Origin of the sequence: Streptomyces sp. NPDC096323 (genome assembly GCF_040302845.1) — a bacterium.
GTDB lineage: Bacteria > Actinomycetota > Actinomycetes > Streptomycetales > Streptomycetaceae > Streptomyces.
Genome location: NZ_JBEOSI010000002.1, coordinates 23,839 through 46,855 on the forward strand (window position 1 = coordinate 23,839; position 23,017 = coordinate 46,855).

The window sequence follows — 23,017 nt, forward strand, 5'->3', positions numbered from 1 at the left end:
GGGTGTTTTTTGGGTGGGCGACGACTCGAGAAACGCGCCGCTGCGCGGCGCGTGGTCTGGACCACTGAGTGGTGTAGACCAGTTGTAGCACGGTGAGGGTTAGATAAGGAACCTTCAATTCCCGACTACTTCACAGCAGCCACCACCCACGCACAGTGACATGCCGAAGGCCCCCGGACCGGAAGTCCGAGGGCCTTCGCCGACCAGGGTATAACCCCAGGTCGGGTGCTTACTTCGTCAGGTTCTTCTCGATCTCCTCCTCCACCTCGTCGGGCTCACGGCCCGGCGTCTGGAGGTTGAACCTGGTGATCGCGAACCGGAAGATGACGTAATACACGACGGCGAACGCCAGCCCGATCGGAATGATCAGCCACGGCTTCGTCGCCAGGCTCCAGTTGATGACGTAGTCGATCAGACCCGCCGAGAAGCTGAAGCCGTCCTTCGCCCCGAGCGCCCATGTCACCGCCATCGACACACCGGTGAGCACCGCGTGGATCGCGTACAACAGCGGCGCGACGAAGAGGAACGAGTACTCGATCGGCTCCGTGATTCCCGTCACGAACGACGTCAGGCCGACCGAGATCATCATGCCGCCCACCGCCTTCCGGCGATGCGGCTTCGCGCAGTGGTAGATCGCCAGGGCCGCCGCCGGTAGCGCGAACATCATGATCGGGAAGAACCCCGTCGTGAACTGGCCCGCCGTCGGGTCGCCCGCCAGGAACCGGTTGATGTCACCGTGCACGACCGTGCCGTCCGGCTTCGTGAAGTCACCGAACTGGAACCAGACGAACGTGTTCAGGAACTGATGCAGCCCGAAGACGAGCAGAGCCCGGTTGGCGATACCGAAGATGCCGGAGCCCAGCCAGTTCAGATCCACCAGCCACTCCGAGAAGCTGGTCAGCGCGTCACCGACCGGCTGCCACAGCCACGCACAGAGTGCCGCGAAGAGCAGACCCACGAACGCCATGATGATCGGCACCAGCCGGCGGCCGTTGAAGAACCCCAGCCAGTCCACCAGCTTCACCCGGTGATACCGCTGCCAGAACCACGCCGACATCAGACCCATCACGATCCCGCCGAACACCCCCGGGTTCTGGTACTCCGCCGCCGTCACCTGTGCGTCACCCGTGACACACGTACCGAACCAGGTACCGCCCGAGGTGAACGTCGACCCGCCGGGACAGTCCACCGGGAACGCGTGCAGCACCGCGTAATAGACGAGGAACCCGGTCACCGCCGCCAACGCCGTCGACCCGTCCGACTTCTTCGCCATGCCGATCGCGACACCCACGCAGAACAGCAACGGCAGCCCGAGACCCGAGTCCAGCAGCGCACCGCCTGCTGCCGCGAACACCTTCGCGACGTTGTCCCAGCCAAGGCCCTCGTCACCGAACACATCCGGCTGGCCGAGCCGGTTCAAGATCCCCGCCGCCGGCAGAACGGCGATCGGCAGCTGCAGACTGCGCCCCATCTTCTGCAGACCCTGGAAGAGGCCGTTCCACCACTTCTTCTGTGGGATCGCTGCGCTGCTTGAGCTCATCGGCGTCCTCCCGGAACAGGTCACATTTGGCGGGTGCTGCACACTGGTGTAGACCAGTTGCTGTACGGTGCGGAGCCCGCCCGCAAGACAGGGCGCCGGTGATCGTCATCTTTGGTGATGATCGGGCCACTCGCTCGCGAAGTTGGGCCAACCGTGCGTTACCGTGGCGAAACGGACCCAGGGTGGGCCGTCGCACGTACGTGAAGAACCAGGGAGAAGGCCATGGCCAGCAAGGCTGAGAAGATCGTCGCCGGGCTCGGCGGAATCGAGAACATCGAAGAGGTCGAAGGCTGCATCACCCGCCTCCGCACCGAGGTCATCGACCCGAGCAAGGTCGACGAAGCCGCGCTCAAGGCCGCCGGGGCCCACGGCGTCGTCAAGATGGGCACCGCGATCCAGGTCGTCATCGGCACCGACGCCGACCCCATCGCCGCCGACATCGAAGACATGATGTGAGCCCCCGCTGAACCCCCGGGCCCCGGCCCCAAACCCCGCAGGCCCCGCCCACCAGGACGGGGCCTGCGGCACACCCACCCACCCCCCGCACACCGCAACAGCCCCCACCCCGCACCCGATAAAGTCGACGCCATGTCACGTATCGACGGCCGCACCCCCGACCAGCTCCGCCCCGTCACCATCGAACGCGGATGGAGCAAGCACGCCGAAGGATCCGTACTCATCTCCTTCGGCGACACCAAAGTCTTCTGCACCGCCTCCGTCACCGAAGGCGTCCCCCGCTGGCGCAAAGGCAGCGGCGAAGGCTGGGTCACCGCCGAATACTCCATGCTCCCCCGCTCCACCAACACCCGCGGCGACCGCGAATCCGTACGCGGCAAAATCGGCGGACGCACCCACGAGATCAGCCGCCTCGTCGGCCGATCCCTCCGCGCCGTCATCGACTACAAAGCCCTCGGCGAAAACACCATCGTCCTCGACTGCGACGTCCTCCAGGCCGACGGCGGCACCCGCACCGCCGCCATCACCGGCGCCTACGTCGCCCTCGCCGACGCCATCACCTGGGCCCAGCACAAGAAGATCATCAAGCACGGCCGCAAACCGCTCACCGACACCGTCTCCGCCATCAGCGTCGGCATCGTCGACGGCACCCCCCTCCTCGACCTCTGCTACGAGGAAGACGTCCGCGCCGAAACCGACATGAACGTCGTCTGCACCGGCGACGGCCGCTTCGTCGAAATCCAGGGCACCGCCGAAGCCGAGCCGTTCGACCGCAAGGAACTGAACCTCCTCCTCGACCTCGCCACCGCCGGCTGCGTCGACCTCACCACCCTCCAGAACCAGGCACTCACCCGCACCCTCGGTGAGTAGACCCGGGTAAAGAAGCAACCAAGAACCCCCCACACAGCGTCGATACGCATACGGGCGCACGGATCAAACCGTGCGCCCGTCCGCACATCCGCACCCGGGGAGGGACCCACCCATGGCCACGCGCCACCGACACCACCGCCGCACCGCACTGGCCATCACCGCCACGCTGCTCACCATCACCGCCGCAGCCGGCTGCGGCGCCCTCGACAAGACCCTGGACTGCGTCCGCACCGCCGACGCCATCGCCACCAGCGTCGACAACCTCCGGCAGGCCGTCGCCAACGCCTCCAGCGACCCCACCCAGGCCTCCGAATCCCTCGACCAGATCGAGAAGGAACTCGGCAACCTCGGCGACAAGACCGACAACGCCGACCTCAGCAAGGCCGTCGACGACCTCCAGGCAGGCGTCGGCAGTGTCCGCGACTCCATCAATAAGGGCGACGCCACCCCCGACGTCACGCCCGTCACCGACGCGGCAACAGAGATCGGCAAGGTCTGCACCCCGTAACCGCACCGGCCCGGCGCGGCGATAATCGACCCATGACCCGCCTCATCCTCGCCACCCGCAACGCCGGGAAGATCACCGAACTCCACGCGATCCTCGCCGACGCCGGACTCACCCACGAACTCGTCGGCGCGGACGCGTACCCGGAGATCCCCGACGTCAAGGAAACCGGCGTCACCTTCGCCGAGAACGCCCTCCTCAAGGCCCACGCCCTCGCGCAAGCCACCGGCCACCCCGCCATCGCCGACGACTCCGGCCTCTGCGTCGACGTACTCGGCGGCGCCCCCGGCATCTTCTCGGCCCGCTGGTCCGGCACCCACGGCAACGACCGCGCCAACCTCGACCTGCTCCTCGCCCAGCTCTCCGACATCGACACCCCGCACCGCGCGGCCCACTTCGCCTGCGCCGCCGCCCTCGCCCTCCCCGACGGCACAGAACGCGTGGTCGAGGGCCGCCTGCTCGGCACCCTGCGCCACGTCCCCGCCGGCACGGGCGGCTTCGGCTACGACCCGATCCTCCAGCCGGAGGGCGAGACCCGCACGTGCGCTGAGCTGACGGCAGCGGAGAAGAACGCGATCAGCCACCGGGGCAAGGCGTTCCGGGCGCTGGTTCCGGTGGTTCGGGAGTTGGTGGGGTGAACCCGTAGGCAGAAACGGCCTGTGCACCGGTTCCTCGGTGTACAGGCCGTTCGCGTTGTGCGGCGGAAGGGATTCGAACCCTCAAGCCGTTTCACGGGCCACAGAACCTAAATCTGCTGTGTCACCTCTGCACCACCGCCGCTAGCCGCCTGCCATGCTACCGGGCGGGCCACCGGGGTGGTAGGCGCCTCACTCGCGCGCGGCTCGGCGTGCCCCTTCGGCACCAGGTGGCCCGCCCCGCTTCGGCGGGAACCGAAGCGGGGCGGGCCATTCCCCGTACGGGACGGGTCAGAACTTCGGGTCCGGGGTCTGGGCCGCGACCAGTTCTGCCGCCTCCTCGCTCGTTTCCACCGACGGCGGGGAGCCCGCCAGCGGCCTGTTGGCCGTTTCCTTCATGCAGGCCACCGCGATCACGCCCACCAGTGCCGCCGCCATCGCGTAGTACGCCGGCATCAGGTTGGTGCCCGACCAGCTGATCAAGGCCGTGATGACCAGCGGGGTCGTACCGCCGAAGATCGACGCCGACAGGTTGTAACCCACCGACAGGGACCCGTAGCGGACGTTCGTCGGGAACAGGGCCGGGAGTGCCGCGGACATCGTGCCGAGCATGCAGACCAGGGAGAGGCCCAGCATCAGCATGCCGATCGTGATCGCGGGGATGCTGCCCTGGCGGATCAGGAGGAAGGCGGGGAGGGACAGGAACAGGAAGCCGAGCATGCCCGTCATCAGCAGTGGCTTGCGGCCGAAGTGGTCGGAGAGTTTGCCGACCTGGCTGATGATCAGCATGAGGAAGACCATGACGGCGAGCAGGATCAGCAGGCCATGGGTTTCGCTGTAGCCGAGTTCGTCGGAGAGGTACGTCGGCATGTACGACAGCAGCATGTAGTCGGTGATGTTGTACGCGCCGACGAGGCAGATGCAGAGGATGAGCGTCGGCCAGTAGTTGCGGAAGATCTTGGCGAGGTCGCCCTTGGCGGTGGTCTCGACGCCGTCCGCGGCCTCGCTGGCGTGGGCGGTGCCGCCTTCGAGCTTCTGGAAGGCGGGGGTCTCGTCGAGGCGGAGTCGCAGGTAGAGGCCGACGAGGCCGAGGGGGCCGGCGACGAGGAAGGGGATGCGCCAGCCCCAGGCTTCCATCTGGGTGTCGGTGAGGAGTGCGTAGAGCGCGGTGACGAGGCCGGCGGCGCCGACGTATCCGGCGAGGGTGCCGAATTCGAGGAAGCTGCCGAAGAAGCCGCGTCGTTTGTCGGGGGCGTATTCGGCGATGAAGGTGGAGGCTCCGCCGTATTCGCCGCCGGTGGAGAAGCCCTGGAGCATCCGGAAGAGGATGAGGAGGACGGGGGCGCCGACGCCGATGGTGTCGTGGGAGGGGATGAGGCCGATGGCGAAGGTGCCGACCGCCATCATGATCATGGTGAGGGCGAGGACCTTCTTGCGGCCGATCTTGTCGCCCATGGGGCCGAAGAACATGCCGCCGAGGGGCCGGACGAGGAAGGCGACGGCGAAGGTGGCGAAGGAGGAGAGGAGCTGGGTGGTGTCGTTTCCGGAGGGGAAGAAGACGTGGCCGAGGGTGGCTGCGAGGTAGGAGTAGATGCCGAAGTCGAACCACTCCATGGCGTTGCCGAGTGAGGCCGCCTTGACCGCCCTCTTGACCGCTTGGTCGTCCGTGACCGTGATGTCGGTCCTGCGCAGCTTGGGGTTCTGGCGCTTTCGGATGACGCGGAAGAGGGCGGGGTGGCGTTTGACCGCTGCTGGGTCGGCCGCCTGGTGGGGGTCGGAGGCCGCCATGGCCGGGTCCTTTCCTCGGTGGGTGTTCCAGGAAAGGCTTCTGCGCGGACATGGCGGTTGCAAACCGATTCGGTGCTGGATTGGGATGTCCATCACATGTTTCGGTCGTTCGGCCCAATCCGTGGGGGGTTATGTGCTGTTTGCCTGCCGGTTGGGTCAGATGTTCAGGTCTTTGATGATTTTCGCGACGTGGCCGGTGGCGCGCACGTTGTAGAAGGCGTGCTCGACCTTGCCGTTCTCGTCGACGACGATCGTGGAGCGGATGACGCCCATCACCGTTTTGCCGTAGTTCTTCTTCTCGCCGAAGGCGCCGTAGGCCTCCAGGGTCTTCTTGTCGGGGTCGCCGACGAGGGTGACCTTGAGGTTCTCCTTTTCGCGGAACTGGGCGAGCTTCTCGGGCTTGTCGGGGGAGACGCCGATGACGTCGTAGCCGGCGGTGGCCAGGAGGTCGAGGTTGTCGGTGAAGTCGCAGGCCTGCTTGGTGCAGCCGGGGGTAAGCGCACGCGGGTAGAAGTAGACGATGACCTTGCGGCCCTTGTGGTCGGCGAGCGAGACGTCGTTGCCGTCGGCGTCCGGGAGGGTGAAGGCGGGGGCGGTGTCGCCGGGCTGGAGTCGCTCGCTCATGGTTCTCCTCGTTGGTACGTGGGGTGTACGGGTCCGAGAGTAATAGGGGTGCCGCCGGGTGCGTGGGCGGTCGAGCTGACAGACTGTCGATGAAGGTTTACCGGACGAGGATCACGGAGGCGGCGCAGTGTCGGATGCCAGGAGCCCTGCGCAGATCGAGGCGGACATCATCAGCAGGCGTGAGCAGCTGGCGGTGGTGCTCGATGAGATCGGGGTGCGGGTGCACCCGAAGACGATCATGGGTGATGCGAAGGCGAAGGTGGCCGGGACGGTGGACCGGACGGCCGGGCGTGCGTTCGTCGCGGTGAACCGGACGGTGTCGGATGTGAAGGCGCAGTTCGTGTCGGAGGATGGTGCTCCGCGTCTGGAGCGGGTGGTTCCGGCGGCGTTGCTGGTGGTGGGTGTGGTGGGTTTGGTGGTCGTGTCGAAGCGGCGCCGGAAGCGTTGACACCCGGGGGCGCGGGTCGGTGCCGGGGCCGGGTAGGTTGCGGGGCGTGAGCGAGAACAGCGACGACAAGCTGCCCATCCGGATGCTGCACGACCGTGTGCTGGTCCGGTCCGATTCGCCCGAGGGTGAGCGGCGTTCGGGTGGCGGGATTCTGATTCCGGCGACGGCTGCGGTCGGGCGCCGGCTGGGCTGGGCCGTGGTGGTCGCGGTGGGTCAGAACGTGCGGACGGTGGAGCCGGGGGACCGGGTGCTGTACGACCCCGAGGACCGTGCCGAGGTGGAGGTGCGGGGCGTGGCGTATGTGCTGATGCGGGAGCGGGATCTGCATGCGGTGGCCGCGGACCGGTTCGAGGGTTCGGTGGATTCGACGGGCCTGTATCTGTAGTCCTGATGGAGTCCTGAGTCCTGAGTCCTGATGTAGTCCTGATGGTGGCGTGAGGGGCCTGGTGACCGTTGTCACCAGGCCCTTTGCCTGTTCTTTGCTACGGTGGAGTGATCCCGACGAGACGCGCCGTACCGGGTTTCCGTAAAGACGACGCACCCGTGTTGTTCGTGTGTTCTGTCGTCGGAGGTGCCGTCGTGGCGTGGGTTCTGTTGGTGGTCGCGGGTCTGCTGGAAGTGGCCTGGTCGATCGGGATGAAGTACACCGAGGGGTTCACCCGGCTGTGGCCGAGTGTGTTCACAGGGCTGGGGATCGTGGCGAGCATGCTGTTGCTTTCGCATGCGGCGCGGACGTTGCCGATCGGTACGGCGTACGGGGTGTGGGTCGGTATCGGTGCGGCGGGTGCGGCGGTGCTGGGCATGGTGGTGCTGCATGAGCCGGTGACGGCGGCCCGGATCTTCTTCGTGTGTCTGTTGCTGGTGGCGGTGGTGGGGCTGAAGGCGACGTCGGGTCACTGACGCCGCCGGGTCACCGACGCGTGGGGGTGGCGGGGGCGACGGGGATGGCGGGGGCGCGCGTGCCGCGGGGGCCTTCGAAGAACTCTTCGCCTCCGCCGTTGTCGCGGCCCCCGCTGTCACCGCCGCCGTCGTCCTCGCCGCCGGTGCCGCCTCCGTTGCCTCCGCCCCCGTTGTCCTCGCCGCCGTCCGTGGTTCCGCCGTCGCTGTCCGTGCCGCCGGTGTTGTCGGTGGTGCCGGGGGCGGTCTGCGGGGTGGACGGGGTGGTGGGCGGGTTGGAGGTGGTGGGGCGGGTGCTGGAGGGGCTTCGGGTGGGCCGGCCGGTGGTGCCGGGGGCGGTGCTCTCGTCGCTGGGCAGTGCGGTCTCGTCGCTGCCGGGCTCCAGTTCGAGGTCGAACTCTTCGACGGGGGTGCCCTGCAGGGCGGCTCCGGTGTACTGGGCCCAGGTCAGGGCGGGTGCGCCGCCGCCGTTGATGCGGGGGAGGCCGAGTGCTCCGTAGAGCGGTGTCTGGGCGCCGGTGGCGGGGTTCTGGCCCATGACGGCGATGACGGTGGCGAGGCCGGGGGTGTAGCCGGCGAACCAGGCGGCCTTGTCCTCCTCGGCGGTGCCGGTCTTTCCGGCGGCGGGGCGGCCGGCGCCCTGGGCGGCGGTGCCGGTGCCTCCGTCGACGACGCTCCGGAGGATCGAGGTGGTGGTGTCGGCGGCTTCGCGGGTGACGGTCTGTTCGGTGGTGCGGTCGGGGAGGTCGACGCTCTCGCCGTCCTTGGAGACGTGGTCGACGAGGACGTGGGCGCCGTGTTCGCCGTGGTTGGCGAGGGTGGCGTAGGCCTCGGTCATGTCGAGGACGCTGGCGGTGGAGGGGCCGAGCGCGATGGACGGGGAGGCGGTGAGGTCGGGGGTGTCCTTGGGGATGCCGAGGTCGACGGCGGTGGTGCGGACCTTTTCGGGGCCGACGTCCTCGGCCATCTGGGCGTAGACGGCGTTGACGGATTTGTCGGTGGCTTCGCGGACGGTGATCTGGCCGTAGCTGCGGTCGTCCTCGTTGGCGGGGTCGTATCCGGTGGGTCCGTCGGGTCCTTGGACCATGCGTTTGTTGGTGCCGTCGTAGAGGGTGTCGGGGGTGATGCGGCGGCCGTCCCGGGTGGTGGAGCGGTTGGCGACGGCTGAGGTGAAGACGAACGGCTTGAAGGTGGAGCCGACCTGGTAGTCGCGGCGGGTGGCGTTGTTGACGTATTGGCGTGTGTAGTCGATGCCGCCGTACAGGGCGAGGACGTGGCCGGTGGCGGGGTCGATGGAGGCGCCGCCGACGCGGACGTTGCGGTCGGCCTTGTTGTCTTTGCTGGTCTTGGACATGACGTTGTCGTCGACGGCTTTGACGAGGGCGTCCTGCTTCTTCTTCTCCAGCGTGGTGGTGATGCGGTAGCCGCGGGTGGCGAGGGTCTTCTCGTCGAGGATGTCGTTGCGGACGAGGTAGTCCTCGACGGCCTGGACGATGTAGCCGCGTTGTCCGGAGAGGCTGTTGGTGGGCTTGACGGCGCCGGGCACGGGGAAGGTGAGGGCGGCGCGCTCGGCGGGGGTGAGCCACTTCTCCTTGACCATGCCGTCGAGTACGTAGTTCCAGCGGGCGAGGGCCGCGGGCTTGTTCTCGGGGTTGGTGACGACGTCGTAGGCGCTGGGCGCGTTGAGGAGGGAGGCGAGGTAGGCGCCTTCGGCGGTGGTGAGGTCGCCGACGTCCTTGCTGTAGTAGGCCTGGGAGGCGGCCTGGATGCCGTAGGCGTTGCGGCCGAAGTAGCTGGTGTTGAGGTAGCCCTCGAAGATCTGGTCCTTGGATTCTTCGCGGTTGAGCTTGATCGCGATGAAGAATTCCTTGATCTTGCGGACGACGGTCTGTTCCTGGCCCAGGTAGTAGTTCTTGACGTACTGCTGGGTGATGGTGGAGCCGCCTTGTTTGCCCTTGCCGGTGAGGGTGTTCCAGCCGGCCCGGAACATCGCCTTGATGTCGACGGCGCGTTCGGAGTAGAAGTCGCGGTCCTCGGCGGCGAGGACGGTGTGCTGGACGGTGCGGGGGATCTGGGCGAGGCGGACGTTCTCCCGGTTCACTTCGCCGTCGCGGGCGATGACGCTGCCGTCCTTGTAGAGGTAGACGTTGGACTGGGCGGTGGCGCTGGCGTTGGCGGGCGGGATGTCGACGAGTTGGTAGCCGGCGATGAAGCCGCCGATCAGGACGAGTGCGATGAGGAGGATGCCGCCGAGGACCATGCGCCAGGTGGGGATGGCGCGGCGCCATCCGGTGCGTTTGGGGCGCTTGGGTTTCTTCGGCTTCTTCTGTTGTCCCGCGGCCTCTCCGCCGGCGGCCGGGGTGCCCTGTTCCGCGGGGGCGGCAGCGTCGGCAGACAGGTCTCTGGGGGTCCAGCCGGGGTCTGCCGGGTCCCCGTTCTGCTGCTGTGGCTCGTCGCTCATGTCGGTGCAGACTCCTCGGCCGCGGTCAGTTCTCCCATACTGCACTTTTCTGTGGAATAACTACCGGATCGACCTTCGCAAAGCGGTCGCGGCGGTTGCCCCGGCTGGGCTAGGCTCCTGCGCTTTGGTGTCCGCGCGCGGCGGGGCACCCCGATCGTTGGGGGTGGTGAGGGTGCGGCTGTACGCGATGGTGGCGGTGGGCGGGTTCCGGCGCTATGCCACGTACCGGATCGAGACGGCTGCCGGGGTCTTCACGAACACCGTCTTCGGTTTTGTGCTGGCGTACACGTATGCGGCGCTGTGGGACGAGCGTCCGCAGCTCGGCGGTTACGACATGTCGCAGGCGCTCACGTACGTGTGGCTGGGGCAGGCGCTGTTGATGACGTGCGTGCTGATGGGCGGCGGTTTCGAGGACGAGCTGATCGAGCGGATCCGTACGGGCGATATCGCGGTCGATCTGTACCGGCCGGTGGACCTTCAGATGTGGTGGCTGGCGGGGGACTTGGGCCGGGCGGCGTTTCATCTGCTGGGGCGTGGCATCGTGCCGATGATCCTCGGCTCGCTGGCCTTCGATCTGGCGATGCCCGCGTCGCCGGGGCCGTGGGTGGCCTTCCTGGTGGCGGTGACGCTGGGGGTCGTGGTGAGTTTCGCGATCCGCTATCTGGTGGCGCTGTCGGCGTTCTGGCTGATGGACGGGGCGGGGGCGGCGCAGATGGCGTTCCTGGCGGGGACGTTCTTCTCGGGGATGCTGCTGCCGCTGAATCTGTTCCCGGGGCTGCTGGGCGAGGTGGCGCGGGCGCTGCCGTGGTCGGCGCTGCTCCAGGTGCCCGCCGATGTGTTCCTCGGCAAGGAAACCGGCTGGGGTCTGGTGCGGGTGTACGCGTTCCAGGCGGGCTGGGCGCTGGTGCTGCTGCTGGCGGGGCGGCTGCTGCAGTCGGTGGCGACGCGGAGGGTGGTGGTCCAGGGTGGCTGAGGCGGTGGACGAGGTGGTGGCCCGGGGGCCGGAGGTGGTGTTCGTTCCCCGGTCGCGGGCGGTGGAGGGGGTCCGGGCGTACGGGCTGATCGTGGGGATGTGGCTGCGGTCGACGATGGCGTACCGGGCGTCGTTCGTGATGACGACGTTCGGTAACTTCGCGGTGACGGCGTTCGACTTCGTCGCGATCCTGCTGATGTTCTCCCATGTCGACGCGTTGGGCGGTTACACGCTGCCGGAGATCGCCCTGCTGTACGGGGCCTCGGGTACGGCGTTCGGCCTGGCGGATCTGCTGATGGGGTCGATGGACCGGCTGGGCCGCCGGGTGCGGGACGGGACGCTGGACACGTTGCTGGTGCGGCCGGTTCCGGTGCTGGCGCAGGTGGCGGCGGACCGGTTCGCGTTGCGCAGGCTGGGGCGGGTGAGCCAGGGGCTGCTGGTGCTCGGCTGTGCGCTGGTGACGCTGGACGTCGACTGGACGGTGGCGAAGGTGGTGCTGGTGCCGCTGATGGTGGTGAGCGGGGCGGGGATCTTCGCGGCGGTGTTCGTGGCCGGGGCGGCGTTCCAGTTCGTCGCGCAGGACGCCTCGCAGGTGCAGAACTCGTTCACGTACGGAGGGGCGACGCTGCTCCAGTACCCGCCGACGATCTTCGCGACGGATCTGGTGCGCGGGGTGACGTTCGTCGTCCCGTTGGCCTTTGTGAACTGGCTGCCGTCCTTGTATGTGCTGGGGCGGGACTATCCGCTGGGCCTGCCGGACTGGGTGGCGTTCCTGCCGCCGCTGGTGGCGGGTGGGTGCGGGGCGCTCGCGGGATGGGCGTGGCGGGCGGGGCTGCGGGCGTACCGGAGTACGGGAAGTTGACGAGGGGCGAGCGGGAGGAGGCGGCCGGCATGGGTACCGACTTCATCGAGCTGGACGGTGTGGAGAAGGTCTTCGACGTCCGTCGCAGGACGGGTTTCCTGCGCAGCGAACGGCGTGCGGTGCGGGCTGTCGACGGGATCAGCTTCCGGGTGGCGCGCGGGGAGATGGTCGGCTACATCGGTCCGAACGGGGCGGGGAAGTCGACGACGATCAAGATGCTGACGGGGATCCTCACCCCGAGCGCCGGTTCGCTGCGGGTGGCGGGCATCGATCCGTCGCGGGAGCGTACGAGGCTGGCGCACCGGATCGGTGTGGTCTTCGGTCAGCGCACGACGCTGTGGTGGGACCTGCCGTTGCGGGACTCGTACCGTCTGATGCACCGGATGTACCGGATTCCCGATGACCGTTTCCGGGTCAATATGGACCGCTGCATCGAACTTCTCGATCTGGGCGAGTTGTTGGATGTGCCGGTGAGGCAGTTGTCGTTGGGGCAGCGGATGCGGGGTGATATCGCTGCCGCTCTGCTGCATGACCCGGAGGTGCTGTACCTGGACGAGCCGACGATCGGGCTCGATGTGGTGTCGAAGGCCAAGGTGCGGGGTTTTCTGCGTGACTTGAACGCGGAGCGCGGTACGACGGTGCTGCTCACCACTCACGATCTGACCGATATCGAGCAGTTGTGCAAGCGGGTGATGGTGATTGATCACGGCCGTCTGATGTACGACGGTGCGCTCGCGGGCCTGCACGAGGTGGGGGAGAGCGAGCGGACGCTCGTGGTGGATCTGGAGCGTGAACTCCCGCCGATCCGGCTGGAGTCGGAGCCTTCGGTGCGTACGGTGAAGGTGGAGGGGGTACGGCAGTGGCTGGCCTTTCCGGCGTCCGCCTCGGCGGCTCCGCTGGTGGCGCGGATCGCGGCGGAGTATCCGTTGATGGATCTCTCGGTGCGGGAGCCCGACATCGAGGCCGTGATCGCGAAGATGTACGCGTCGGCTTCCGGCAGGTAGTGGGGTGGCGCCGGACGGGCGCGGCGCAGGCCACCGGCCGCGCTGCCCCGCCCGGTGTGCTGTCAGCCGAGGGCGCCGAGGAGTTCGTTGCACGCCTGCTCGCAGGAGCGGCAGGCCTCGGCGCACAGGCGGCAGTGCTCGTGCATGTCCGCGTGCCGTCCGCATTCGTCGGCGCACGCCTTGCAGACCATGGCGCACGCGTTCAGGATCGCGGCGCTGATGTTGGCGTCGTAGCCGGTGTGACGCGACAGGACCGCGGCGGTGGCGGTGCAGATGTCGGCGCAGTCCATGTCGGTGCGGATGCACTTGGCCAGATCGCCCACCATGCCCTCGGACAGGCAGGCGTCCGCGCACGCCGTACACGCCTGTGCGCAGGCGATGCACTCCTCGACGCACTTGACGAGCTTGGCCTGGTCGATGGCGCCGAGGTCGGCCGGGTAGGTGGCGAGCATGCCCTTCACGGTGCTGGTCATCACCATGCCTCCGTTCTCCCGGGGGCCGGCGGGTCCGGGCGGCCGCCATCGAAGTCCCCGGTACTTCCAGCTAACGCCTTCACGCGCGCATGCGCCCGGCAGCACCGTGAGGTGCGGCCGGGCGCGGTGTCGGGCTGCCGGGTCAGTGGTAGGCGTGGGCGACGGCGTGGCCCTTGCCGCGGCCGATCAGCCACTTGTTGACCGGTGTCGTGATCAGGAAGGCGATGACGAAGCCGCCCAGGAGTGTGGTCCAGAACAGGGCGTCGGCGAGGTGGGCGTCCATCGCCCCGGGGACCAGGGCGATGATGCCGTTGTCCACGAGTTCCATCACCACGATCGAGACGGTGTCCGCGGCCAGGGCGACCTTGAGGGCGGTCTTGAAGCCCAGCCCCGCGTTGCGGATCCCGAACAGCGTGAACGAGTAGCCGAAGACGAACGCGAGCGCGATCGCGAGGATCATCGTCTGGACGTTGCCCCACATCAGGGCGGTGCCGATGATCATGCCGAGGATCTCGCCGACCGCGCATCCGGTCAGGCAGTGCAGCGTCGCCTTCGCGGCGGCTCCCCAGGTCGCCCCGCCCGTCCCGTGCCCGGCATGGCCGGCGTGCGCCTGGTGCGCGGCGTGGTCGTGCGCGGCGGCTGTGTGGTGTGCGCTGTGATCCATGGCCGTCATCCCCAATCCCGTCCAGTGTGGCCCGTTCCCGTGGACCCGTACCAGAAAACGTATACCCCCCAGGGGTATCTGTCCAGGGGGGTGGAGCTCACCTTTCGCCGTCCGGACCGCCGGATGCCGTCGGAAGCCGTCCCATCCGGCGGTTTCGCTGGCGGGGGGCCGCAAGCTCAATAGGCTGCACCTATGACAAGCGAACTTCCGGAGATGCGCGCCTCCGACGCCGAACGTGAACGGATCGCCGAGGTTCTGCGGGAGGCAGTGGCCGAGGGCCGGCTGCAGATGGAGGAGTTCGAGCAGCGGCTGGACGTCGCCTACAAGGCCCGCACCCACGGCGAGCTCGAACCGCTCGTCCGCGATCTGCCCGCCTCCGGTGGTGCGCCGGTGGCGCCGGTGGCCGGGGATCGGCCCCGGACGGGGTCGATGGCCCGCTGGTCGGACCGCGTCGGCAGGCCCGCCACCTCGCGGGGCGCCTTCGCGTTCTGGGGCGGGTTCGCGCGCCGGGGCCACTGGACGGTCGGCCGGGTGTTCACCGCGTTCGCGATGTGGGGCGGCGGCGAGATCGATCTGCGCGAGGCGAGCTTCGAGGACGGCGAGGTGGTCGTCCGCTGCTTCGCGATCATGGGCGGCATCCAGGTGACGGTCCCGCCGGAGCTGAACGTCGAGGTACGCGGCATCGGCATCATGGGCGGCTTCGGGGAGCGCGCGAAGGACGACGGGGTCCCGGCACCGGACGCTCCCCGGGTGCGGATCACCGGCCTCGCGCTGATGGGCGGCGTCGGGGTGGAGCACAAGCGGAGCAAGGCGGAGAAGCAGCGCCTGCGGAACGCGGAGCGCCCGCGCCTGGAGAAGGGCGACGGCGACCGATAGGGGAGCCGCGCCTAGCCTTTCGTTTGGATCAGGCCGGACCCCGCGAGCCCGGCATGATCCAAACGAAAGACCCTAGAGCGCGTCCGACAAGGGCCGGGTGTGCAGCAGGCTGTTCAGATCGATGAGCGATCCGAGGCGCTGGTAGCCGGCGTCGTTCAGGTGGAGGTGGTCGCCGGAGTCGTAGGCGGGCAGCAGCCGGTCCGGCCTTGACGGGTCGCGTACCGCGCCCTCGAAGTCGAGGACCTCGTCGAAGACCCCGCCGGCCCGGATCGTCTCGTTGACCTGCACGCGTACGGCGTTCTGGGCGGGGGTCCAGGTGCGGTAGCCCTCGGACGGCATCAAGGTCGCGCCGGCGACCCGCAGTCCGCGGGCGTGCGCGCGCTGCGTCAGGGTGCGCAGGGCGTCCGTGATCCGCGCGGGGTCCGTCTCCCGGGGGAGGTTCTGGATGTCGTTGATGCCGAGGGCGATGACGACGGTCTTCGCCCCGGTGACGTTCAGGACGTCGCGTTCGAAGCGGTCGAGGGCGCGTGGGCCGGTGCCGTCGCGCAGGACGCGGTTGCCGCCGATGCCCTGGTTGACCACCGCGTACCGGCCGTGCAGCCGGTCGGCGAGTACGTCGGGCCAGCGGCTGTTCGCGTCGGTGGTGGAGCCGCTGCCCGCGGTGAGTGAGTCGCCGAAGGCCACGAGGGTCCCCGCGGCGGTCCTGGCCCGTACGTCGACGGCGGTGAGGTAGCGCCAGTCCGTCGTGCGCCGGGTGCCCTGCGCGTCGTCGATGAAGGACGTCTGGTGGCTGTTGGGGTGGAAGGTGACCGGGCCCCGGGCGGTGGGGGTGCGCAGGGCGACGGTGAGATCGGCGTCGGGAGCGACCGGGACGGCGACGGGATCGCTGACGACCTGCCCGCCGACGGCGACGGTCACGGACGGTGCGCCGCGGAACGTGACCGGAAGGGCGTTCACGGTCACCTGGTCGATGAGCAGGGGATGCGTACCGAAGAGGTTGGAGAGGGTGACGCGGGCCGCGTCACCGCCGATGCTGGTGTGTACGACGTTACGGATGGTGCGCAGGGCCGGGTCGGTGCCCTGGTCGATCTGCCCCTGTACGGGGGCCGCGGCCCAGGTGGCGAGCCAGTGACCGGCGGAGTGGGCCGGTGCGGCGGGGGCCCGGCCGGCGCCCTGCGGGCCGGCGGCTGCCGTCTTCGCCCGGGACGGCCCGGAGAACAGCAGGGCCCCCGCGAACGCCACGACGGCGGCGAGCGCGGCGGTGCCCGCCACCAGGGCGATGAGCAGGGCGGACTCGTGGCGCCTGGGCATGGGCGGCGTGTCTCCTCGTTTGTTCGGGGTCGGATTCATGATGCGGCAGGGCGCGGGGAACTCGACGTGCGGCCCGGGAGTAGGTCAGGTAGGCACAATGCGTACGGGGCGCCGGGGGCGACGGGTACGCGGACGGGTGGAGCGCATGGAACGGATCGAAGGCGGCACGGCGAAGGACGCGACGGCCGGCGCGGCGGGCACCGGGACGGCGGGTACCGGCACGGGTGCGGACGGCTCGGGGCCGGGGCCGGGGCGACGGGCGGGCGCGCGTCCGGCGGCGTCCCTCGCCTCGTTCGCGTACACGGCCGCCGACGAGGAGAAGCGTCGTGGCGTACGGCGTATGAAGACCACGGCCACCGGCCTCCTTCTGTTTGTCGCGCTGGTGTATGTCCTCGCCACCTGGGCGAAGAACGAGGGGGTGGGCGGCTGGCCGGGCTTCGTCGCAGCGGCTGCCGAGGCGGGCATGGTGGGTGCGCTGGCCGACTGGTTCGCTGTCACTGCTCTCTTCAAGCGTCCGCTCGGTCTGCCGATTCCGCACACCGCCATCATTCCCACGAAGAAGGACCAGCTGGGGGCCTCCCTCGGTTCCTTCGTCGGCGAGAACTTTCTGTCGGGCGGCGTCGTCCGCGACCGGATCCACTCCCTGGCCATCGGCGGCAGGCTCGGCGCCTGGCTCGCGGAGCCCGCCCACGCGGACCGGGTGACGGCCGAGCTGTCGACCGCGCTGCGGGGCGCGCTCACCGTTCTGCGGGACTCGGACGTGCAGGCGGTCGTCGGCGAGGCGATCACCCGCCGGGCGAACACGGCGGAGGTCGGCCCCGGTCTCGGCAAGATGCTGGAGAAGGTCGTCGCGGACGGCGGTCACCGCAAGGTGGTGGACCTGATCTGCGTGCGGGCGCACGACTGGCTGGTGGAGCACGGCGACTCGGTGATGGACGCGGTGCAGGGCGGGGCGCCGGGCTGGACCCCGCGCTTCGTCGACAAGCGGGTGGGCGAGCGGGTCTACAAGGAGCTGCTGCGGTTCCTCACCGAGATGCGCGACATGCCGGGGCACCCGGCACGCGGCTCGATCGACACCTTCCTGACGGACTTCGCGGCCGATCTCCAGACCGATGCGGAGACCCGGGCCCGGGTGGAGCGGCTGAAGTCGGAGATCCTGGGACGCGGCGAGGTCCAGGACGTCATCGCCTCCGCATGGTCGTCCGTCCGGCAGATGATGATCACGGCGGCGGAGGACGAGCGGAGCGAACTGCGGCTGCGGGCCCGCGCCTCGCTGATGTCGCTGGGCGCCAGACTGGCGACGGACGAGCGGCTCCAGGCGAAGCTGGAGGGCTGGCTGGAGGACGCGGCGGTGTATGTGGTCACGACGTACCGGGCGGAGATCACGTCACTGATCAGCGACACGGTGGCCGGCTGGGACGCGGACCAGACGTCGAAGAAGATCGAGGCGCACATCGGCCGCGATCTGCAGTTCATCCGGATCAACGGCACGGTGGTGGGCGCGCTCGCGGGCCTGGTGATCTATTCGGTGTCCTGGGCGTTCGGAGCGTAGACACTCCGGGAGCCGGGAGCCGGGAGCCGGGAGCCGGGAGCGGGACCGGGTGCGTATCCGTCCTGTCGAGTTCGGATACGCACCCGGGTTACGCGGGGGAGTGCCCATGAATACGGGCACGGGTCCGCCCGCGTTCACCGCGTACGGAAGAAGTTTCCGCCGGCCCGGTTCAGGCGGCGCGGCGCGTGACGGCCCACGACGCGGCGGCCACCGTGCCCGCCACGGTGAACACCGCGGGCCAGGCGCCGACCTTCTTCGCCAGCGGGTGCGAACCCGCGAAGGCGGCCACATAGGCGGTCGTCAGGGCGACGGCGGCCCGCGGCCCGGCCTGCCGGTTCCACTCGTACGCGGCGACGCCTCCCGCGGCGGCGAGCGCGACGCCGCCCAGCGGCCGCTTCCTGGTCCACCGTGCCACGGCGTAACCGCCGACCAGTCCGCCCGCCGCCACCGCCGCTGCCGGAACCTTCGCCATCGCAGCCACCTCAGCCTTCTCGTAGATCGTCGTGGCCGTACCCGCGGCGCGCGCACCGCCCGTACCGGCTTACGGCTCCGAGGCTAACGCGGTCATCGGCGGGCGCGGCGCGCGGTATGGTCTGGGCCAACCGACGAGGGGGGCCTCACATGGCTGTTCGCATCCGCATGTCCACCGCCGTACCGGCCGTGGCGGCCGCCCTGATGGCCCTGGCCGGCTGCACCGAGGCCAGCACCTCGCAGGGCCCCGGCGACGATGTCCCGTACGTGGCGCCCTCGGTGAACGCGTCGGCGGTGGACAAGGGGATCGAGCAGGCCGAGGCGGACGCGGAGGCGACGACCGAGGCGCAGGCGGACCGGGAGGCTGCCCTGAACGCCGGACCCGGAGAGGTGCGCGACGCCTTCGCCGGTCTCCAGGCCACGCTCGACGACAACTGCACCCCGGGTGCGGGGGACTGCGCCTACTTCCTGGGCCGGGTGAACGAGGAACTGGACGGCCTGGGCAAGGCGATGAAGGCGGACAACGCCCGCCCGGACCACTTCAAGGAGCCCTTGGGCCGGCTGAACACCCTGCGCACGAAGCTGGCCGGCGACAACTCGACGGCCAACCTGGAGAAGCACTTCGACGACCTGATCGGCACGCGCGACCGCATCAACACGTGGATGCAGGGCCACCCGGAGGACTACCGCTGACCGACCGGCTCCCGGGCCGGCTCCGCTGACGGCCCGACTCCCGGCCGACCCTGTTGTGCAGCGCGCACACCCGCGCCAGGATCAACGTGCCGTGCGGCCGGCCCTGAACGGCCGGCGCACCGAACTCGACCTGGAGGCCGGACCGTTCATGAGTGACTTCAGCATCCACCGCGGGCAGGCGCACCACACCTGGGACCGGGCGATCGCCCCCGTCGCCACGCTCGCCCCCGGCGACGAGGCGGTCCTGGAGTTCCAGGACGCGAGCGGTGGGCAGTTGGGGAGGGCGTCGACCGCCGCCGACCTCACCGCGCTCGATTTCGGCACGCTCAACCCGGTCACCGGGCCGCTGCGCGTGGCCGGTGCCGAGCCGGGTGACGCGCTGGTCGTCGACATCCTCGACGTACAGGTGGGGGAGTGGGGCTGGACCGCCTGTCTGCCCGGATTCGGGCTGCTCGCCGACGACTTCCCCGATCCGCACCTGCGGATCTCCGCCATCGGCGACGGCCACGCGGAGCTCCTGCCCGGTCTGCGGATACCCGTCGTGCCGATGATCGGGACGATCGGCGTCGCCCCGCCCGAGCCCGGACCGCACTCGGTCATCCCGCCCCGCCGCTGGGGCGGCAACATGGACATCCGCCACATCGGGCCCGGTGCCCGGCTGATCCTGCCCGTGGGCGTGGCAGGCGCCCTGCTGTCGGCGGGCGACGCGCACGCCGCGATGGGCGACGGCGAGGTCTGCGGTACGGGGATCGAGACCGGGGCCACCGTGCGGCTGCGGGTGGACGTCCGCAAGGGCGCGGCGCCCCGCACCCCGGTGATCGAGACCCACCCGGTGAGCGCCCGGGACGGGGCGGCGCTGGCGACGACGGGCATCGGCCCGGACCTGATGGAGGCGGCCAAGGACGCCGTCCGGGCGCTGATCGACGAGATCACCGCCCGCACGGGCCTCGCATCGCAGGACGCGTACCTGCTGGCGAGCGTGGCAGCGGACCTGAAGATCTCCGAGGTGGTTGACGCCCCGAACTGGGTGGTCACGGCCCATGTGGAACGGGACCTGCTGGGCGGTTGACGGACGCGGGCGGGACGGTGGCCGGGGTACTCCCCACGGCCGTTCGCCCCGCCCCCGTGCGTGTCAGCCCATCGCGTTGCGCCAGACGGTCAGGTCGATCGTCATGTAGTCACTGGCCGAGTCCTCCGGGGAGTGGCCCTGGTACGTCAGGAGCCCCAGGTGCCCCGTAGCCGTGGTGATGCAGATCTGCCGGCCCTTGGAGAGCTTGTCCACATAGATGTTGGTGGTGAACCGGGTCTCCGAGCGACAGGTCTCCAGTGACCCCGGCTGTCCCGGGTCGAGCAGGACGAGACGCCCGCCTTCTTCCTCGGCGTCGATGTAGCCGCCGGTGTCGTAGGACAGTTCGTACCCGTTGTCCTCACCGTCCTGCGGGCGGACCTCCTCGTCGCCGAGCGTCAGGTGGTACCCGGCGGTGAGGTTGATGCCCGGGAACTCGCGGGGCTCCGGGTCCGCCACGGCGGAAGGCTTCGGATCGGCCTCCGCGGTGTCGTCCCCCTCCTGCACACTCGGCGACGCACTCCCCTGCTTCTGCGTCGGCGTGCTCTTGCCCTTCGGCGACTCGCTGCCCTGCGACGACTTCCCGTCGTCCTTCAGCAGGAAGTACGCCGTCCCGCCGCCCGCGACGCCGACGACGAGCGCGACCGCGATCGCGATGGCGGCGACCCGGCCGCCGCGGCGCTTGGCGGGCTGCGGCGCCGCCGGTCCCTGGGGCGGGAGATGTCCGGGGTACGTCTGGGCCTGCGCCGGGTACCCCGTGGGGAACTGCGTCGGGGCCTGCGCCTGCGAGGGCGGGCCCGGCTGGTAGGGCTGCGCGGGCTGGGCGGGGCCCGGCTGGTACGGCTGCGCCGGCTGGGTGGGAGCGGCGTGCCCGGGGACCGGGTACGGGCTCTGCGCGGCCTGCGGTGCCTGGCCGGGCGGCGGCGTGACCGGCGGACCGTACCCCGGGGGCGGGGTACTCGGCGCCGCCGGAGTCGTGGGAGAGTAGGCGACCGCCGGGGCGGCCGCCGGAGGCGGCGGGGTCTGCGCGGGAGCCGGAGCCGCCGCCCGTACGGTGATGTCGGCGGCCACCGGGCTCGGCAGCCAGTCCTCGGGGCGCCGCAGCACCGTCTCCGCGTTCGCGGTCTGGCACAGCGCGATGACCTCGGCGACCGAGGGCCTGGCCTCCGCGTCCTTGGCCAGGCAGCGGCTGACGAGCTCCATCAGCCGTTCCGGTACGCCGGTGAGGTCCGGGTCCTCGTGGACGATCCGGTAGAGCACCCCGTGCGAGGTCCCCTCACCGAAGGCCGGTGACCCGGTGGACGCGAACGCCGCGACCTGACCGAGCGCGAAGATGTCGGTGGCCGGGGTGACCCGGCGCCCCGCGGCCTGCTCCGGCGCCATGAACGACGGCGTGCCGATGGTGACGCCGCTGCCCGTGAGCGAGGTCGCGTCGGCCGCGTACGCGATACCGAAGTCGATGACGCGCGGACCGTCGGCTGCCAGCAGCACGTTCGACGGCTTGAGGTCGCGGTGCACGATGCCCGCACCGTGAATGACGTGCAGCGCCTCCGCCATCCCGGCGATCAGCAGCAGGACGGCCTCCACCGGCAGCGCCCCGTGCGCGACGACGGCGTCGGCGAGCGAGGGTCCCGGCACGTACGCGGTGGCGAGCCACGGCTGCGCACCCTGGGTGTCGGCGTCGATGACGGGCGCGGTGAACAGCCCCTGCACACGCTGCGCGGACTGCACCTCCTGCGCGAACCGCCGCCGGAATTCCGGGTCTTCGCCGAACTCGGGCCGGATCACCTTGATGGCGACGGGCCGGCCGCCGGGCGTGTACGACAGGTACACCTTGCCCATGCCGCCGGCGCCGAGCTTCGCGGCGAGACGGTACCCGGCGATGGTGACCGGGTCGTCGCCCGCGAGGGGCTGGAAGACCTGGGAGGCGCTGCCCCGGTTTGGCTGCTGACCGCTCATGAACTCATAACTCCCCCGAAGAGCACTGCTGTCGACAGGGCACCCTATCCAAAACCCGACGGGTGCAGAACGCGCGTGACAAGGGGCCTGTCCGTTCGCCGCGGTGGCCGGGCCCGCACCCGGAAGACGCGATTCCCGTTGCATGGCCGGAACGACTGTTTGATCATGGCCGTCGTGCCAGGCGTGTACCGCCGCAGGCCGCCGCACCCGTGGCGGCCGGTCATCGGATGAAAGGCCTTTCGTGCGCAAGCTCGTGTATTACATCGCCTCCACCCTCGACGGCTTCATCGCCGGACCGGACGGCGCCGACCCCACCGGACCGGGCGGATTCTGGCCGATCCCGGAGGACTACGTCGGGCACCTGATCGCCGAGTACCCGGAGACCCTTCCGGGGGCGGCCCGCGCCGCGCTCTCGATCACGGCGGAGGGCACGCACTTCGACACGGTCCTCGAAGGCAGGAGGTCCTACGAGGTCGGCCTCAAGGCCGGTGTCACGGACGCCTATCCGCACCTGCGGCACCTCGTCTTCTCCCGCACGCTGGGCGAGAGCCCCGACCCCGCCGTGGAGATCGTCGCCACCGATCCGGTCGCGCGGGTGCGGGAGCTGAAGCAGGAGGACGGCAAGGACATCTGGCTCGGCGGCGGCGGCGAGCTGGCCGCCTCCCTCTGCACCGAGATCGACACGCTCATCGTCAAGTTGAGCCCGATGACGATCGGTGCGGGCATCCCGCTCTTCTCGCACAAGGCGGCCTTCGACCCCACCGCCTGGACGCTGACTGACCACAAGGTCCTGGACAGCGGGGCGGCGTTCCTCACGTACGAGCGCGCGGCCGACGCGTGACCGGCCGGCGGAGTCGATGACCTCCGCCGGCCGGCCCCTCGCATCGCT

24 protein-coding genes, 1 tRNA gene and 1 riboswitch are annotated in these 23,017 nt (G+C 69.8%); of the genes, 15 read left to right on the top strand and 10 right to left on the bottom strand.

All coding sequences use genetic code 11. The annotated features are described in order from the left end of the window. Window positions 1-229 precede the first annotated feature (229 nt). Window positions 230-1,540 (bottom strand): PTS transporter subunit EIIC, encoded by a 1,311-nt coding sequence (locus ABTX18_RS04085; protein WP_352121190.1) that lies wholly within the window; start codon window positions 1,538-1,540, stop codon window positions 230-232. 222 nt (window positions 1,541-1,762) lie between these two features. Here ABTX18_RS04085 and ABTX18_RS04090 point away from each other — a divergent pair, with 222 nt between their 5' ends. The 4 genes from ABTX18_RS04090 (at window position 1,763) to rdgB (ending at window position 4,009) form a co-directional block, all read left to right on the top strand. Further along, window positions 1,763-1,996, top strand: a complete 234-nt coding sequence (locus ABTX18_RS04090; protein ID WP_018517946.1) for a PTS sugar transporter subunit IIB — start codon at window positions 1,763-1,765, stop codon at window positions 1,994-1,996. A 132-nt stretch (window positions 1,997-2,128) separates the two neighbouring features. Further along, on the top strand, window positions 2,129-2,866 hold the full coding sequence (gene rph, locus ABTX18_RS04095) for a ribonuclease PH (protein WP_352121191.1): 738 nt from the start codon (window positions 2,129-2,131) through the stop codon (window positions 2,864-2,866). Window positions 2,867-2,978: 112 nt separating this feature from the next. Continuing rightward, entirely contained in the window at window positions 2,979-3,374 is a 396-nt protein-coding gene (locus tag ABTX18_RS04100; protein WP_352121192.1) for a DUF8711 family protein, read from the top strand. A 32-nt stretch (window positions 3,375-3,406) separates the two neighbouring features. Then, window positions 3,407-4,009 (top strand): RdgB/HAM1 family non-canonical purine NTP pyrophosphatase, encoded by a 603-nt coding sequence (rdgB, locus tag ABTX18_RS04105; protein ID WP_352121193.1) that lies wholly within the window; start codon window positions 3,407-3,409, stop codon window positions 4,007-4,009. Between the two features lie 58 nt (window positions 4,010-4,067). Here rdgB and ABTX18_RS04110 read toward each other — a convergent pair. From ABTX18_RS04110 to bcp, 3 genes are all read right to left on the bottom strand, one after another. After that, a tRNA-Leu gene (locus ABTX18_RS04110) sits at window positions 4,068-4,151 on the bottom strand. Window positions 4,152-4,297: 146 nt separating this feature from the next. Further along, window positions 4,298-5,794, bottom strand: coding sequence for a glycine betaine/L-proline transporter ProP (gene proP, locus ABTX18_RS04115; RefSeq protein ID WP_352121194.1), 1,497 nt, complete (start codon window positions 5,792-5,794; stop codon window positions 4,298-4,300). Window positions 5,795-5,950: 156 nt separating this feature from the next. Next, window positions 5,951-6,418, bottom strand: coding sequence for a thioredoxin-dependent thiol peroxidase (gene bcp, locus ABTX18_RS04120; RefSeq protein ID WP_352121195.1), 468 nt, complete (start codon window positions 6,416-6,418; stop codon window positions 5,951-5,953). A 127-nt stretch (window positions 6,419-6,545) separates the two neighbouring features. Between bcp and ABTX18_RS04125 the strand changes: the two genes are divergently transcribed. The 3 genes from ABTX18_RS04125 to ABTX18_RS04135 all read left to right on the top strand — a co-directional run bounded on the left by ABTX18_RS04125 (window position 6,546) and on the right by ABTX18_RS04135 (window position 7,766). Next, window positions 6,546-6,866 (top strand): DUF3618 domain-containing protein, encoded by a 321-nt coding sequence (locus ABTX18_RS04125; RefSeq protein WP_352121196.1) that lies wholly within the window; start codon window positions 6,546-6,548, stop codon window positions 6,864-6,866. A 46-nt stretch (window positions 6,867-6,912) separates the two neighbouring features. After that, window positions 6,913-7,251 (top strand): GroES family chaperonin, encoded by a 339-nt coding sequence (locus tag ABTX18_RS04130; protein ID WP_136325477.1) that lies wholly within the window; start codon window positions 6,913-6,915, stop codon window positions 7,249-7,251. Between the two features lie 91 nt (window positions 7,252-7,342). Continuing rightward, window positions 7,343-7,408, top strand: a riboswitch (guanidine-III (ykkC-III) riboswitch). 37 nt (window positions 7,409-7,445) lie between these two features. Then, a complete protein-coding gene (locus ABTX18_RS04135; RefSeq protein ID WP_018555875.1) occupies window positions 7,446-7,766 on the top strand; it encodes a DMT family transporter in 321 nt (106 codons plus the stop codon). Between the two features lie 10 nt (window positions 7,767-7,776). Here ABTX18_RS04135 and ABTX18_RS04140 read toward each other — a convergent pair whose 3' ends face one another. Beyond that, window positions 7,777-10,224 carry a transglycosylase domain-containing protein gene (locus ABTX18_RS04140; protein ID WP_352121197.1) on the bottom strand — a complete coding sequence of 816 codons (2,448 nt, stop codon included), beginning with the start codon at window positions 10,222-10,224 and terminating at the stop codon, window positions 7,777-7,779. A 172-nt stretch (window positions 10,225-10,396) separates the two neighbouring features. Between ABTX18_RS04140 and ABTX18_RS04145 the strand changes: the two genes are divergently transcribed. The 3 genes from ABTX18_RS04145 to ABTX18_RS04155 are packed head-to-tail and all read left to right on the top strand — an operon-like array spanning window position 10,397 to window position 13,063. Beyond that, window positions 10,397-11,197 carry an ABC transporter permease gene (locus ABTX18_RS04145; protein ID WP_352121839.1) on the top strand — a complete coding sequence of 267 codons (801 nt, stop codon included), beginning with the start codon at window positions 10,397-10,399 and terminating at the stop codon, window positions 11,195-11,197. Next, window positions 11,190-12,059 carry an ABC transporter permease gene (locus tag ABTX18_RS04150; protein ID WP_352121198.1) on the top strand — a complete coding sequence of 290 codons (870 nt, stop codon included), beginning with the start codon at window positions 11,190-11,192 and terminating at the stop codon, window positions 12,057-12,059. The genes ABTX18_RS04145 and ABTX18_RS04150 overlap by 8 nt, the downstream gene beginning before the upstream one ends. Before the next feature lie 29 nt (window positions 12,060-12,088). Next, complete coding sequence (locus ABTX18_RS04155; protein WP_352121199.1) at window positions 12,089-13,063, top strand: ABC transporter ATP-binding protein; 975 nt, start codon at window positions 12,089-12,091, stop codon at window positions 13,061-13,063. A gap of 62 nt (window positions 13,064-13,125) precedes the next feature. On the opposite strand, the gene ABTX18_RS04160 is transcribed toward ABTX18_RS04155, so the two are convergent. Continuing rightward, window positions 13,126-13,536, bottom strand: coding sequence for a four-helix bundle copper-binding protein (locus ABTX18_RS04160; protein WP_352121200.1), 411 nt, complete (start codon window positions 13,534-13,536; stop codon window positions 13,126-13,128). 142 nt (window positions 13,537-13,678) lie between these two features. Continuing rightward, window positions 13,679-14,200, bottom strand: a complete 522-nt coding sequence (locus tag ABTX18_RS04165; RefSeq protein WP_352121201.1) for a DUF4396 domain-containing protein — start codon at window positions 14,198-14,200, stop codon at window positions 13,679-13,681. A 213-nt stretch (window positions 14,201-14,413) separates the two neighbouring features. Here ABTX18_RS04165 and ABTX18_RS04170 point away from each other — a divergent pair, with 213 nt between their 5' ends. After that, window positions 14,414-15,076, top strand: coding sequence for a DUF1707 SHOCT-like domain-containing protein (locus tag ABTX18_RS04170; RefSeq protein WP_503061106.1), 663 nt, complete (start codon window positions 14,414-14,416; stop codon window positions 15,074-15,076). Window positions 15,077-15,148: 72 nt separating this feature from the next. Here ABTX18_RS04170 and ABTX18_RS04175 read toward each other — a convergent pair whose 3' ends face one another. Beyond that, a complete protein-coding gene (locus ABTX18_RS04175; protein WP_352121203.1) occupies window positions 15,149-16,387 on the bottom strand; it encodes an SGNH/GDSL hydrolase family protein in 1,239 nt (412 codons plus the stop codon). 145 nt (window positions 16,388-16,532) lie between these two features. Here ABTX18_RS04175 and ABTX18_RS04180 point away from each other — a divergent pair, with 145 nt between their 5' ends. Next, a complete protein-coding gene (locus tag ABTX18_RS04180) occupies window positions 16,533-17,939 on the top strand; it encodes a DUF445 domain-containing protein (RefSeq protein WP_503061090.1) in 1,407 nt (468 codons plus the stop codon). A gap of 169 nt (window positions 17,940-18,108) precedes the next feature. Here ABTX18_RS04180 and ABTX18_RS04185 read toward each other — a convergent pair whose 3' ends face one another. Then, a complete protein-coding gene (locus ABTX18_RS04185) occupies window positions 18,109-18,411 on the bottom strand; it encodes a hypothetical protein (RefSeq protein ID WP_018517962.1) in 303 nt (100 codons plus the stop codon). A gap of 149 nt (window positions 18,412-18,560) precedes the next feature. Between ABTX18_RS04185 and ABTX18_RS04190 the strand changes: the two genes are divergently transcribed. Then, window positions 18,561-19,103: a hypothetical protein gene (locus ABTX18_RS04190; protein WP_352121205.1), complete on the top strand. Its 543-nt coding sequence runs from the start codon at window positions 18,561-18,563 to the stop codon at window positions 19,101-19,103. A 91-nt stretch (window positions 19,104-19,194) separates the two neighbouring features. Next, window positions 19,195-20,172 carry an acetamidase/formamidase family protein gene (locus ABTX18_RS04195; protein WP_352121206.1) on the top strand — a complete coding sequence of 326 codons (978 nt, stop codon included), beginning with the start codon at window positions 19,195-19,197 and terminating at the stop codon, window positions 20,170-20,172. A gap of 63 nt (window positions 20,173-20,235) precedes the next feature. On the opposite strand, the gene ABTX18_RS04200 is transcribed toward ABTX18_RS04195, so the two are convergent. Continuing rightward, complete coding sequence (locus ABTX18_RS04200) at window positions 20,236-22,128, bottom strand: protein kinase domain-containing protein (RefSeq protein ID WP_352121207.1); 1,893 nt, start codon at window positions 22,126-22,128, stop codon at window positions 20,236-20,238. A gap of 241 nt (window positions 22,129-22,369) precedes the next feature. Between ABTX18_RS04200 and ABTX18_RS04205 the strand changes: the two genes are divergently transcribed. After that, window positions 22,370-22,969 (top strand): dihydrofolate reductase family protein, encoded by a 600-nt coding sequence (locus tag ABTX18_RS04205; RefSeq protein ID WP_352121208.1) that lies wholly within the window; start codon window positions 22,370-22,372, stop codon window positions 22,967-22,969. Window positions 22,970-23,017 lie beyond the last annotated feature (48 nt).

Bases quoted from the DNA above. Each gene is read 5' to 3' on its own strand.
- ABTX18_RS04085 (WP_352121190.1), bottom strand. From the start codon at position 1,540: ATGAGCTCAAGCAGCGCAGCGATCCCACAGAAGAAGTGGTGGAACGGC.
- ABTX18_RS04090 (WP_018517946.1), top strand. From the start codon at position 1,763: ATGGCCAGCAAGGCTGAGAAGATCGTCGCCGGGCTCGGCGGAATCGAG.
- rph (WP_352121191.1), top strand. From the start codon at position 2,129: ATGTCACGTATCGACGGCCGCACCCCCGACCAGCTCCGCCCCGTCACC.
- ABTX18_RS04100 (WP_352121192.1), top strand. From the start codon at position 2,979: ATGGCCACGCGCCACCGACACCACCGCCGCACCGCACTGGCCATCACC.
- rdgB (WP_352121193.1), top strand. From the start codon at position 3,407: ATGACCCGCCTCATCCTCGCCACCCGCAACGCCGGGAAGATCACCGAA.
- proP (WP_352121194.1), bottom strand. From the start codon at position 5,794: ATGGCGGCCTCCGACCCCCACCAGGCGGCCGACCCAGCAGCGGTCAAA.
- bcp (WP_352121195.1), bottom strand. From the start codon at position 6,418: ATGAGCGAGCGACTCCAGCCCGGCGACACCGCCCCCGCCTTCACCCTC.
- ABTX18_RS04140 (WP_352121197.1), bottom strand. From the start codon at position 10,224: ATGAGCGACGAGCCACAGCAGCAGAACGGGGACCCGGCAGACCCCGGC.
- ABTX18_RS04155 (WP_352121199.1), top strand. From the start codon at position 12,089: ATGGGTACCGACTTCATCGAGCTGGACGGTGTGGAGAAGGTCTTCGAC.
- ABTX18_RS04160 (WP_352121200.1), bottom strand. From the start codon at position 13,536: ATGACCAGCACCGTGAAGGGCATGCTCGCCACCTACCCGGCCGACCTC.
- ABTX18_RS04165 (WP_352121201.1), bottom strand. From the start codon at position 14,200: ATGGATCACAGCGCACACCACACAGCCGCCGCGCACGACCACGCCGCG.
- ABTX18_RS04170 (WP_503061106.1), top strand. From the start codon at position 14,414: ATGCGCGCCTCCGACGCCGAACGTGAACGGATCGCCGAGGTTCTGCGG.
- ABTX18_RS04175 (WP_352121203.1), bottom strand. From the start codon at position 16,387: ATGCCCAGGCGCCACGAGTCCGCCCTGCTCATCGCCCTGGTGGCGGGC.
- ABTX18_RS04180 (WP_503061090.1), top strand. From the start codon at position 16,533: ATGGAACGGATCGAAGGCGGCACGGCGAAGGACGCGACGGCCGGCGCG.
- ABTX18_RS04185 (WP_018517962.1), bottom strand. From the start codon at position 18,411: ATGGCGAAGGTTCCGGCAGCGGCGGTGGCGGCGGGCGGACTGGTCGGC.
- ABTX18_RS04190 (WP_352121205.1), top strand. From the start codon at position 18,561: ATGGCTGTTCGCATCCGCATGTCCACCGCCGTACCGGCCGTGGCGGCC.
- ABTX18_RS04200 (WP_352121207.1), bottom strand. From the start codon at position 22,128: ATGAGCGGTCAGCAGCCAAACCGGGGCAGCGCCTCCCAGGTCTTCCAG.